Genomic DNA, 11744 nt, shown 5'->3' with positions numbered 1-11744 from the left:
GCGCGACCAGGCCGCGGGCGGGGCCGGCGGCCTCGGTGGCGGGCCGGTGGCGCCCGGCGGCCTGCCGGTCGAGGACCTCCAGCGCGTGCGCGACCAGGGCCCGCTTGCTCGGGAAGTAGTGGGTGAGCAGGCCGGTGGAGGCGCCGAGTTCGGCGGCCACCGCGCGCAGGGTCAGGCCGCCGAAGCCGCGTTCGGCGAGGACCCGCCCGACGGCTTCCGAGACGTCGCGGCGGCGGGCTTCGTGGTCGCCCCGGGCGGGTGGAGTCATGCGCGCCAGGGTACCTACCAAACGTTTGTTATGCACTACCGTGAGGCACCACCGCCGTGCACCCCGCCGCGGTGCGTCCGCCATGCCCCCGTGACCCGAAGGGACGCCGAACATGTACGCCGTACCGCTCGCCGAGGACGCCGAGCTGCGCCCGCTGGAACCGTGGCAGGCCGAGGAGTTCCTGGAGCACATGGACCGGGCCCGGTCCGGCATCGATCCGTGGATCCCGTGGGCCACCCGCAGCACCGATCCGGAATCCGCCCGCGCCACGCTGCGGAAGTTCGCCGATAAGCAGGCCGAGGACAGCGGCCGGATATACGGGATCTGGCTGGACGGGACGCTGGTCGGCGGCGTGATGTTCGTCCGTTTCGACGCCGCGGGCGGGGTGTGCGAGATCGGCGTGTGGTCCGAGCCCGCCGCCCAGGGCCGCGGCCTGGTCACCGCGGCGGTCCGCCGCCTGCTGGACTACGCGCTGCTGGAGCGCGGCCTGTACCGCGCCGAGTGGTGGAACAGCACGGTCAACCTGCGCAGCCGGGCCTGCGCCCGGCGGCTGGGCATGACGCTGGACGGAACGCTCCGCAAGCACACCGAACACCTGGGCGTCCGGCTGGACTTGGAGGTCTGGTCGATGCTGGCCCCGGAGTGGCGGGCCGCCCGGACGGGCACGGAGGGCTGACCCCGGCCCCGGACGGGCACGGAGGGCTGACCCCGGCCCCGGACGGGCACGGAGGGCTGACCCCGGCCCCGGGTTGACGCGGATCACGTCGCCCGGCTGCCCCCCGCGTGGGAGCCTGGGGCGGCACCCGCCGTCCCCCGAGAGGCCCGCCATGCCCGTGCGCACCGACCGCCCGCTCGACCGTCCGGGCCCGCTCGACCGCCGAGGCCCGCTCGACCGTCCGGGCCCGGGGGACGCCGAACTGCCCACCGGCGTGCCGGGCCTGCGCTGCTGGGTGGGCCCGGACCGGGTGGCGGTGCTGCTGCTGGAGCGCCCGGAGCGGCGCAACGCGGTGACCGGCGCGATGTGGCGGGCGCTGCCCGGGGTGCTGGCGTCGCTGGCGGAGCGCCCGGACGTCCGGGTGCTGGTGCTGACCGGCGCGGGGGGCGCGTTCTCGGCGGGCGCGGACATCGCCGAGCTGGCCGGGGTGTACGCGGATCCGGCGGCCGCCGACGCCTACCACGCGCTGAACGTGGCCGCGGAGGAGGCGCTGGCGGCGTTCCCGCGGCCGACGCTGGCGGTGGTCCGGGGCGCCTGCGTGGGCGGGGGCTGCCAGTTGGCGCTGGCCTGCGACCTGCGGCTGGCCGCCGAGGACGCCCGGCTGGGGATCACCCCGGCGAAGCTGGGCGTGGTGTACCCGGCGGTGCCGACGCTACGGCTGGCCGCGCTGGTCGGCCCGGCTCGGGCCAAGTACCTGCTGTTCTCGGGCGAGTTGCTGCCCGCGGACCGGGCGGAGCGGTTCGGCCTGCTGGACGAGGTGCTGCCGTCCGCCGAACTCGACGCTCGGGCGCGGGAGTTCGCCGCGCTGCTGGCCCGCCGCTCCGCGCAGACCATCGGCGCGGCGAAGGCCGCGCTGTCGGTCGCCCCGGCGGACGCGGCGGCGGCCCTGGCGCCGTGGGAGCGCGCCTCCCGGACGGCGCCGGACGTCCGGGAGGGCCTGGCGGCGTTCCTGGAGCGCCGCGAACCCCGCTTCTGAGGCCGCCACCGCACCCGCCGCCCCCGCACCCGCCGCCCCCGCACCTGCCACCGCCGCGCCCGCCACCACCGGACCGGACCGCACCGGACCGCACCGGGCCGTCAGCGAACCGGACCGCCACCGCACCGTCAGCGGATCGGCGCGCCCGAGATCGCCCGCGCGATGACCAGCCGCTGGATCTCGCTGGTGCCCTCGAAGACGGTGTAGATGGCGCTGTCGCGGTGCATCCGCTCGACCGGGTACTCGCGGGTGTAGCCGTTGCCGCCGAGGATCTGCATGGCCTGCGCGGTGACGAACTTGGCGGTCTCCCCGGCGTACAGCTTGGACATCGAGCCCTCGGCGCTGGTGAACGGCTGGTTGTTGACGGCCATCCAGGAGGCGCGCCAGACCAGCAGCCGGGCGGCGTCGATCCGGGTCTTCATGTCGGCGAGCTGGAAGGCGACGCCCTGGTTCTCGATGATCGGCCTGCCGAACTGGACGCGGGTCTTCGCGTAGTCGAGGGCGACCTCGTAGGCGGCGCGGGCGATGCCGATGGCCTGGGCGCCGACGGCGGGGCGGGAGGCTTCGAAGGTGGCCATGGCGGCGTTCTTGCCGCCGCCCCTGGTGCCCTCGCGGGCCCGGGCGAGGCGGGCGTCGAGCTTCTCCTTGCCGCCGAGCAGGCAGTGTCCGGGGACGCGGACGCCGTCGAGGACGACCTCGGCGGTGTGCGAGGCGCGGATGCCGTGCTTCTTGAACTTCTGGCCCTGGCTGAGGCCCTCGGTGCCGGGCGGGACGATGAAGGACGCCTGGCCGCGGGAGCCGAGTTCGGGGTCGACGGTGGCGACGACGACGTGGACGTGCGCGATGCCGCCGTTGGTGGCCCAGGTCTTGGTGCCGTTGATCACCCACTCGTCCTTGGCCTGGTCGTAGACGGCGCGGGTGCGCAGCGCGGAGACGTCGGAGCCGGCGTCGGGCTCGGAGGAGCAGAACGCGGCGACCTTGACGTCCTCGGGGGTGCCGAACATCTGCGGGGCCCAGGTGCCGATCTGCTCGTCGGTGCCGTTGGCGAGGACGGCGACGGCGGCCAGGGTGGTGCCGGTGATGGCGAGGCCGATGCCCGCGTCGCCCCAGAACAGTTCCTCCATGGCGATCGGGATGCCGACGCCGGAGGGGTCGAAGAACTGCTGGGCGTAGAAGTCGAGGGAGTAGATGCCCAGTTTGGCGGCCTCCTGGATGATCGGCCAGGGGGTCTCCTCGCGCTCGTCCCACTCCGCGGCGGCGGGGCGGATCACGTCGGCGGCGAAGCCGTGCAGCCAGTCGCGGACGGCGATCTGGTCCGGCCCGGGGTCGAGCGAGAAGGTGGTCATGTCGGCCTCCAGGAGACGGGGGGCGGGCCGGAGCGTCCGCGCCACTGTGCTGTTACCTCCGGTAACATGGCGGCGAGTCTGCTACCGATAGGTAACCGGTGTCAACGCCCGACGAGCCGCCCACCCTCCCGCACCAGGAGCAGCGCATGACCACCGAGCCCCGCCGCGACCCCCGCCCCGAGCCCCGCCGCGAACAACTGCTCAACGCCGCCGACCGGGTCGTCCAGCGCGAGGGCCCGAGCGCCAGCATGAACGCGATCGCCGCCGAGGCCGGCATCACCAAGCCGATCCTGTACCGGCACTTCGGCGACCGGAACGGCCTGATCGGCGCGCTGACCGAGCGCCACACCGCCGGACTGCTGGCCGCCGTCCGCGCGGCCCTCAACGAGCCGCTGGAGCGCCGCGACCGGGTCGAGCACGTGCTGGACGTCTACCTGGCCGCGATCGAGTCCCGCCCGCAGGTGTACCGGCTGCTCACCCACCCCGAGCCCGGCGACCCGACCGGCGCGGGCAACGCGCTGGCGCCCGCGCTGCGGCAGATCGCCGAGGAGATCACCCGCGCCATCCAGCAGCAGATCGACCTCGGCCGGGACGGGCCGCTGCTCTCCGAGACCTGGGGGCGCTCGATCACCGGCATGGTGCTGGCCGCCGGGGACTGGTGGCTGGAGACCCGCCCCTGCCCGCGCGCCCGGATGGTGCAGGCCCTCGCCGACCTGCTGTGGGGCCGGCTCTCCGCGGCCGCCGACCTGCCGCCGATGCTGGCCGTCCCGGACGCCTGAACCCCGGTACCGGGGCCCGGAGCCGGCGCCGGAAACCTGAGCCCGGCGCCGGAAACCTGAGCCCGGCTCCGGGGGCCCGAGGCCCGGCACCGGGGGCCCGGCCCGCCCGGCACCCCGCCGAACATGAGCACGCCTCACCTCTTGTGCGGCGGGAGCGGCTCCGGCAGGATCGGCGCACCCCTCCCCCGCCCACGCCGTGAGGTGCCCCCGTGCGCGTCCGCCGCTCCGCCGCCGCCCTGCTGCTCGCCGCCGCCGCCGTCCTCGGCACCGTCTCGGCCGGCCCGCCCGCCGACCGCGCCCCCTTCGACGCCCGCAGGGTCTCCGCCGGCACCCTCGCCGACGGCCGCACCGCCTTCACCGACGCCCGCGGCCGGGTCCTGGACCTGCGCGGCTTCAACCTGGACAAGTACGACGAGACCACCGAGGCCGACCTGCGCGAACTCGCCGAGAACGGCTTCGGCCTGGTCCGGATCGCGGTCTCCTGGGCGCGCCTCGAACCCTCCCGGGGCCACTACGACCGGGCCCAGCTCGACCGGCTCGGACGCCTCCTCGACTGGGCCGGCAAGTACCGCCTGTACGCCGTCGTCGACTTCCACCAGGACGTCTACGGCCAGTACTTCCTCGGCGGCGACGGCGGCGCCCCCGCCTGGGCGACCCGGGACGACGGCCTGCCCTTCACCCCCGACCCGGCCGACTGGTTCGCCGGCTACTTCCAGCCCGCCGTCCAGGCCGCCTTCCGCCACCTCTACGACGACCCCGACCTGCGCCGCGCCCAGGCCGACCTGTACAGCACCGTCGCCCGCGAACTGCGCGGCAAGCGCGCCCTGCTCGGCTACGACCTGTTCAACGAGCCCTTCGGACCGGTCGACGGCGACCCCGCCGACCCGGCCGTCCTCGCCGCCGCCTCCGCCGCCCTCGAGCAGGGCCGGCTCGCCGCCATGTACCGCCGCCTGATCACCGCCGTCCGCGGGGCCGACCGGGACGCCTGGCTGTTCGTCGAACCCACCGTCCTGGTCGGGCAGGGCGTCCCCACCGCCCTGCCCGCCTTCGCCGACCCCCGCCCCGGCCCGGACCGGATCGGCTACGCCCCGCACTTCTACGACACCGCCGTCGAGGCGGGACAGGACTGGGACCCGGCGAGCGGCTTCGTCGAGGACTACACCGCCGCCGTCACCGCCTACCCCGCCGCCCACCGCCTGCCCGTCCTGGTCGGCGAGTGGGGCCCGCCCTCCGCCGCCACCCCCGGCAACGCCGAACTCGTCCGCCGGCAGGTCGCCGCCATGCGCACCTTCGCCGCCGGCTGGACGATGTGGTACTGGTGCCGCGGCACCGGCGGCTACTGCGCCCTCACCCCGGACGGCCGCCCGGCCCCCGGCTACGGCCCGGTCTTCACCGGGTAGCCGTCCGCGCCCGCTACTCCAGGCCGCGCCGGGCCAGCAGCGGCCCGATCTCCGGCTCCCGCCCCAGCAGGTCGCGCACGCACTCCAGCGCGTCCCGGCTGCCGCCCCGCGACAGCAGCCGCTCCCGGAACAGCCGCCCGCTCTCCCGCACCCCGCGCCCGTCGCCGTCGAACCACCGCACCGTCTCCGCGTCCAGCACCTCGGACCAGATGTACGCGTAGTACCCGGCGCTGTACCCGTTCGAGAAGACGTGGTTGAAGTACCCGGTGCGGTAGCGCGGCGGCACCGCCGCGAGGGCCACGCCCGCCTCGGCGAGCGCCCGCGCCTCGAACTCCCCGGCGTCCCCGACCAGCGGGTCCGCGGCCGTCCGGGTGTGCCAGGCCCAGTCGAGCAGCGCCGCCGCCAGGTACTCGACGGTCCGGAAGCCCTGCCCGTAGTTCTCGGCGGCGAGCAGCCGCTCCACCACGGCCGGGTCCAGCGGCTCCCCGGTGACGTGGTGCCGGGCGTAGTGGGCGAGCACCTCGGGCCGGGTCATCCACATCTCGTTGACCTGGGACGGGAACTCGACGAAGTCGCGCGGCACCTCCGTCCCGGCGAAGGACGGGTAGCGGACGTCCGAGAACAGGCCGTGCAGCGCGTGCCCGAACTCGTGGAACAGGGTGCGCACCTCGTCCCAGTCGAGCAGCGCGGCCTCGCCGGGCGCCGGGCGCGCGATGTTCAGGTTGTTGACGACGACCGGGCGGGTGCCCAGCAGCCGGGACTGCGGGACGAGTTCGTTCATCCAGGCGCCGCCGCGCTTGGACCCGCGGGCGTGGAAGTCGCCGATGAACAGGCCCAGCGCCGAGCCGTCGGCGTCGAACACCTCGAAGACCCGGGCGTCGGGGTGGTACGCCGTCAGGTCGGGGCGCTCGGTGAAGTCCAGCCCGTAGGCGAGGTGCGCGGCGTGGAAGACGCCGTCGCGCAGCACCCGCTCCAGTTCGAAGTAGGGCCGCAGTGCCGCGGTGTCCACCTCGTAGCGTTCGGCGCGCACCCGCTCGGCGTAGAACGCCCAGTCGTGGGCGGCGAGTTCGGTGATGCCGTCGGCGGCCGCGGCGGCGGCCAGGTCGGCGGCCTCGCGCTCGGCGATGGCGACGGCGGGGGCGACCAGCCGGCCGAGCATCGCGCTCACGGCCTCGACGGTGCCCGCGGTCTCGTCGGCGACCACGTACGAGGCGTGGGTGGGGTGGCCGAGCAGGGCGGCGCGTTCGGCGCGCAGCGCGGCCATCTTCGCGGCGAGCGGGCCGTTGGTGTCCAGGCCGCGGTTCAGCGAGGCGGTGAGCAGCCGCTCGCGCAGGGCCCGGTCGGTGAGGTGGGCGAGTTCGCTCTGGGTGGAGAAGTTCTTCAGGCTGAGCACCCAGCGGCCGTCCTGGCCGAGCGCGCGGGCGTTCTCGGCGGCGGCGGCGACCGCGGTGGCGGGCAGGCCGTCGAGGGCGTCGGCGCTGTCCACGGCGACCGCGCCGGCCAGCGAGGCGTCGTGCGTGTTCTTGCGGAACGCGGCGGCCGCGGCGGCGAGTTCGGCGTTGATCTCGCGCAGCCGCCGCTGCCCGTCGGCGTCGAGGCGGACGCCGGCCCGGACGAAGGCGGTGTGCCGGCGTTCCAGCAGGCGCAGCGACTCGGCGTCCAGGCCCAGTTGGTGGCGGGCCGCGTGCAGGGTGTCGAGGCGGGCGAACAGCGCGGCGTCGAGGTGGATCGCGTCGGCGTGGGCGGCCAGCCGGGGGCTGATCTCGGCGTCGAGTTCCTGGATGCCGGGGGTGGTGTCGGCGGAGTCCTGGTTGAAGAAGGCCGCCGCGACCCGGCGCAGCACCGCTCCCGAACGCTCCAGCGCCACCACGGTGTTCTCGAAGGTCGGCGGCTCGGGGTTCGCGGCGATCGCGGCGGTCTCGGCGAGCTGGTCGGCCATGCCCCGGTCGAAGGCGGGGCGGTAGTGCTCTTCCCGGATCTCGGCGAAGGGCGGCAGTTCGTACACCAGGGTGCTGGGCGCGAAGAAGGGGTTGTCGCTCATAACGGCGACATTACGGGCCGCCGGGCCGCGGCGGAACACCGTCGCGGAACACCGTCGCGGCAAGCCGCCGCCGGCCCTCCGCCCGCGTCGTGGCGCCGGGTTGTCACCGCCACCGGCTACCGTCGACACCTCCTGCCCGCGCGCCCGAACACGTACCCGGACCAGCCCTGGCCCCCGCCCCCGAGAGGAGCCGCCGCCCGTGCGCTACGCCCTGGTGCCCGATCCGCACGGCCCCGGCGGCCGGCTGCAGCCGCTCGACGAGGAGGGCGCGCCGCTGGGCCCGCCCGAGCCCGCGCCGCGGCTGGCCGAGGCGGTGGCCGCGGTGGAGGCCGCGCACGCCCCGCGCTGGGTGTGGCCGACGGCGGACACCGCGTACGGGCCGCTGCTGGCCGCGCTGCCCGAGCGGCTGGCCCGCTGCCACGACCTGCGGCTGACCGAGGCGCTGCTGCTGGGCCGGGAGGACCGGTTCGGGGCGCCGCGCTCGCTGGGCGCGGCCTGGGCGCGGCTGCGCGCCCTGCCGGTGCCGGCCGACCTGCCGGAGGGCGCGCTGCCCGACGAGGACGGCCTGTTCGCCCCGGACCGGCTGCAGCTTCCGCCGGGGACGGACCAGTTGGAGGCCACGGTGGCGGTGCACGCCGAGCAGCTGCGGCGGCTGGCGGCGGTCGCCGACCCGGCGGCGCGCTCCCGGTTGCGGCTGCTGGTGGCGGCCGAGTCGGCGGGCGCGCTGCTGGCCTGCGAGATGGCGCACGACGGGCTGCCCTGGCGGACGGACGTGCACGACGCGCTGCTGACCGAGCTGCTGGGCCCGCGCCCGGCGATCCCGGGCACCCTGCCGACGAAGCTGGCCGAGCTGGCGCTGGAGGTGCAGCGGGCGCTGGGCGCCCGCCCGTTCAACCTGGACTCGCACACCCAGGTGATCAAGGCGTTCGCGGACCGCGGCGTCCAGCTGTCCTCGACCCGCTCCTGGGAGCTGAAGTCGGTGGACCACCCGGCGGCGGCGCTGATGGTCCGCTACAAGGAGCTGTCCCGGCTGCACGCGGCGCACGGCTGGGCCTGGCAGGCGGCCTGGGCGCGCGGCGGCCGGTTCCGCCCGGAGTACGTGGTGGGCGGCGTGGTGACGGGCCGCTGGGCCTCGCGCGGCGGCGGCGCGCTGCAGATCCCGCGCACGATGCGCCGGGCGGTGGTGGCCGATCCGGGCTGGCTGCTGGTGGTGGCGGACGCGGCGCAGCTGGAGCCGCGGGTGCTGGCCGCCCTGTCGGGCGACGCCGGGCTGGCCCGGACGGCGGCCGGCGGCGACCTGTACGCGGCGCTGGCGGCGAGTGCCTTCCAGGGCGACCGGGAGAAGGCGAAGCTGGGCCTGCTGGGCGCGATGTACGGCCAGACCGGCGGCGGCATCGGCCCGCTGCTGAGCACGCTGCGCCGCCGCTACCCGGCGGCGATGGGGTACGTGGAGGCGGCGGCCCGGACCGGGGAGGACGGCGGGGTGGTCTCCTCCCGGCTGGGCCGGGTCTGCCCGCCGCCCTCGGCGGACTGGCTGGACCTGACGGAGGCCCCGGAGGCCGGGGAGGCGGGCGGCCGTTCGGCCCGCGCCCGGGGCCGCTTCACCCGCAACTTCGTGATCCAGGGCAGCGGCGCGGACTGGGCGCTGGCGCTGCTCGCGGCGCTGCGCCGCCGGCTGGCCGCGCTGCGCTCCGGCGGCGACCGGCCGCGCCTGGTGTTCTTCCAGCACGACGAGGTGGTGGTGCACACCCCGGCCGACCTGGCGGACGCGGTCGCCGCGGCGGTCGCGGAGGCGTCCGAGGAGGCCACCGCGCTGGTCTTCGGCGACACCCCGGTGCGCTTCCCGCTGACCATCGCCGTGGTCGACTGCTACGGGGACGCCAAGTGAGACCGGGCGGCGCCGGGCCGGTCAGCCGGGCGCGTCCGGTCCGGGCCGGGTGACCAGCAGCAGCAGCGCGTCGTCGCCGAGTTCGCCGCCGGTGTGGGCCAGCAGGTCGGCGTACAGGCGGGCGACGGCGGTGTCGAGGTCGGCGAGCGAGCGCCAGCCGTCGCGCACCAGCGGCCCGGCGCGTTCGGCCAGCGGGTAGAACCCGCCGCCGCGGGCGCCCCTGGCCTCGACCACGCCGTCGGTGCACAGCACCAGGACGTCCTGCGGGCCGAACGGCACGGCGGTCGGGCAGGGCCGGCCGGAGACCAGGTGCCCGAGGCCGAGCGGCACCCAGGGTTCGGCGAAGTCGACCACCTCGCCGCTGCCGTCGGCGTGCACCCGCAGCGGCGGGACGTGGCCCAGGTGCAGCAGGTCGACGCTGCCCGGTTCGCGGAAGGCGGCGAGCATCGCGGTGGTGAACTCCCCGTCGGGGACGTGCCGGCGCATGCTGGCCTCGATCCGCCCGGCCACCGCGGGCAGCTGCTCCTCGTCGTACGCGGCCTCCCGGAACGCGCCGAGCACCACGGCGGCGGTCTGCACCGCCCCGAGCCCCTTGCCGCGGACGTCGCCGACCAGCACCCGGGTGCCGTACGGGGTGTCCAGGACGGAGTACAGGTCGCCGCCGATCCGGGCGGCGTCCGCGGCGGAGACGTAGCGCACGGCCAGCCGCAGCGGCCCGACCACCGGTTCGGGCTGGCGCAGCAGCGCGCGCTGGGCGGCCTCCGCGACCGAGCTGACGGCCGCGAAGGCCGCGGCTCGTCGCATCCGCAGTTCGGCGATCCAGGCGCTGAGCGCGGTGACCGCGACGTAGCTGACCATCGCCCCGTACAGGAAGCGGCTGTCGCTGAAGTCGACGACCTGGTCGAAGTGGCTGAGGCCGAGCAGGGCCATCAGGCCGAGGAAGCAGACCGCGAGCAGTTCGCGCGGCCGCAGGGTGAGCGCGGCCACCGACGGGACGACGACCATCAGCGGGGCCAGGTAGCGGTCCCGCCCGGAGAGGTAGTCGGCGGTCGAGACCAGGGCGATCGCGACCAGCGCGGGCCCGGCCCGGCGCAGCAGCGACAGGTCCTGCAGGTCGGCCGCCAGCAGGGCGCTGCGCCGCCTGCTGGGCGGCAGCCCGCCGGTCCGGCCGGACGGCGCCCCGTCCGCGCGTCGAAGGTGCACCTTCCGAACATATCGGACGTCCGGGGGCCCTGCTCCATCCGGGCGAAATACCGACATTCCGGGCCAATCATCCCGAATTGTCATACCGTACGTTCACCACTGGTACGCGGCGACGGAAGGGCTCCCGGATGTCCGGTCACGGCACGACACCCCCGAGTTACGGCAACCCGAGCGGCCGCCGGCACGTACCCCCGCCCCGCCGGGGCAGCGCCGCACCCACCCGCTACTGGCCGAAGGTCCTGCTGGTCGGCCTGGCCCTGTGGGTGGCCACCGTGCTGGTCACCTTCGCCACCGCCAACAGCAACCTGGTGCCGACGATCGTGCTGCTCGGCAGCTTCCTCGTCCCGGCCGCCTTCACCGTCTGGGCGTACGAGCGGTTCGCCTCCGACCTCGGCCCGGGGCGGATCCTGGCCTGTTTCGGCGTCGGCGGGATCATCGGCGTGCTGGGCGCCTCGGTGCTGGAGACCTACCTGCTGTCGCCGTCGGTGTGGATGTACCTCGGGGTCGGCCTGATCGAGGAGGCGGTGAAGCTCTTCGCGCTGGTGCTGGTGGCCCGCGGCGTCCCGGTCCGCGGCCTCAAGCACGGCCTGGTGCTGGGCGCCACGGTCGGCGCCGGCTTCGCCGCGTTCGAGAGCGCCGGCTACGCGTTCAACGCGGTGCTGACCATCCACGGCCTGTCGCTGAAGAACCTGGTGGAGACCGAGGTCCTGCGCGGCCTGCTCGCCCCGGTCGGCCACATCCTGTGGACCGGCATCCTCGGCGGCGTGCTGTTCCGCGAGCGCCGCGGCACGCACTTCCGCTTCACCGTCCCGGTGCTGCTCACCTACCTGGGCGTGTCCCTGCTGCACGCGCTGTGGGACAGCATGAACGGCATCGCGGTCTGGCTGGTGGTCCGCACCACCACCAGCGACCTGCAGAAGCAGCTGTTCGCCAACGGCTACCTGCCGCACCCCACCCAGCAGCAGGTGCACCTGTACACCCTGTACGACGTCCTCGGCCTGGCCCTCGTCTCGCTGCTGGGCCTGCTGTGGCTGCGCGCGCTGGTGCGCCGCGAGGAGCGGGCGCCCGCGATCTGACCGCCCGGACGACCGGCGGCGGGCGGCCCGGCGCGGTGCCGCCCGCCGCCGC

General features: G+C 75.8%; 10 protein-coding genes. 6 read left to right on the top strand and 4 right to left on the bottom strand.

From position 1 onward, the window contains the following. A partial coding sequence (locus ACFUEL_RS24270) for a TetR family transcriptional regulator (RefSeq protein ID WP_380238859.1) occupies positions 1 to 268 on the bottom strand: 268 nt, incomplete at its 3' end. Positions 269 to 380: 112 nt separating this feature from the next. On the opposite strand from ACFUEL_RS24270, the gene ACFUEL_RS24265 reads away from it, so the two are divergent. Continuing rightward, on the top strand, positions 381 to 944 hold the full coding sequence (locus ACFUEL_RS24265; RefSeq protein ID WP_380238858.1) for a GNAT family N-acetyltransferase: 564 nt from the start codon (positions 381 to 383) through the stop codon (positions 942 to 944). Between the two features lie 151 nt (positions 945 to 1095). Then, on the top strand, positions 1096 to 1959 hold the full coding sequence (locus tag ACFUEL_RS24260; RefSeq protein WP_380238857.1) for an enoyl-CoA hydratase/isomerase family protein: 864 nt from the start codon (positions 1096 to 1098) through the stop codon (positions 1957 to 1959). A 128-nt stretch (positions 1960 to 2087) separates the two neighbouring features. On the opposite strand, the gene ACFUEL_RS24255 is transcribed toward ACFUEL_RS24260, so the two are convergent. Next, the gene (locus ACFUEL_RS24255) at positions 2088 to 3305 is read right to left on the bottom strand and encodes an acyl-CoA dehydrogenase family protein (RefSeq protein WP_380238856.1); all 1218 of its coding nucleotides are present in this window, start codon (positions 3303 to 3305) and stop codon (positions 2088 to 2090) included. Between the two features lie 146 nt (positions 3306 to 3451). On the opposite strand from ACFUEL_RS24255, the gene ACFUEL_RS24250 reads away from it, so the two are divergent. Together ACFUEL_RS24250 and ACFUEL_RS24245 are read left to right on the top strand one after the other, a co-directional pair. Next, positions 3452 to 4084 (top strand): TetR family transcriptional regulator, encoded by a 633-nt coding sequence (locus ACFUEL_RS24250; RefSeq protein ID WP_380238855.1) that lies wholly within the window; start codon positions 3452 to 3454, stop codon positions 4082 to 4084. Between the two features lie 209 nt (positions 4085 to 4293). Further along, on the top strand, positions 4294 to 5484 hold the full coding sequence (locus ACFUEL_RS24245) for a glycoside hydrolase family 5 protein (RefSeq protein ID WP_380238854.1): 1191 nt from the start codon (positions 4294 to 4296) through the stop codon (positions 5482 to 5484). A 13-nt stretch (positions 5485 to 5497) separates the two neighbouring features. Here the strand turns inward: ACFUEL_RS24245 and ACFUEL_RS24240 are convergent, their stop codons facing one another. Then, positions 5498 to 7525, bottom strand: a complete 2028-nt coding sequence (locus ACFUEL_RS24240; RefSeq protein ID WP_380238853.1) for a M3 family metallopeptidase — start codon at positions 7523 to 7525, stop codon at positions 5498 to 5500. A gap of 199 nt (positions 7526 to 7724) precedes the next feature. On the opposite strand from ACFUEL_RS24240, the gene ACFUEL_RS24235 reads away from it, so the two are divergent. Beyond that, positions 7725 to 9413, top strand: a complete 1689-nt coding sequence (locus ACFUEL_RS24235; RefSeq protein ID WP_380238852.1) for a bifunctional 3'-5' exonuclease/DNA polymerase — start codon at positions 7725 to 7727, stop codon at positions 9411 to 9413. A 21-nt stretch (positions 9414 to 9434) separates the two neighbouring features. Here the strand turns inward: ACFUEL_RS24235 and ACFUEL_RS24230 are convergent, their stop codons facing one another. After that, on the bottom strand, positions 9435 to 10616 hold the full coding sequence (locus ACFUEL_RS24230; RefSeq protein ID WP_380238851.1) for a PP2C family protein-serine/threonine phosphatase: 1182 nt from the start codon (positions 10614 to 10616) through the stop codon (positions 9435 to 9437). Positions 10617 to 10744: 128 nt separating this feature from the next. Between ACFUEL_RS24230 and ACFUEL_RS24225 the strand changes: the two genes are divergently transcribed. Further along, a complete protein-coding gene (locus tag ACFUEL_RS24225) occupies positions 10745 to 11692 on the top strand; it encodes a PrsW family intramembrane metalloprotease (RefSeq protein WP_380238850.1) in 948 nt (315 codons plus the stop codon). Positions 11693 to 11744: the final 52 nt, after the last annotated feature.

Origin of the sequence: Kitasatospora sp. NPDC057198 (assembly GCF_042670125.1) — a bacterium.
Lineage (GTDB): Bacteria > Actinomycetota > Actinomycetes > Streptomycetales > Streptomycetaceae > Kitasatospora.
The sequence above is the reverse complement of the archived record's forward strand: the minus strand, read 5'-3'. Positions and strand labels throughout refer to the sequence as shown.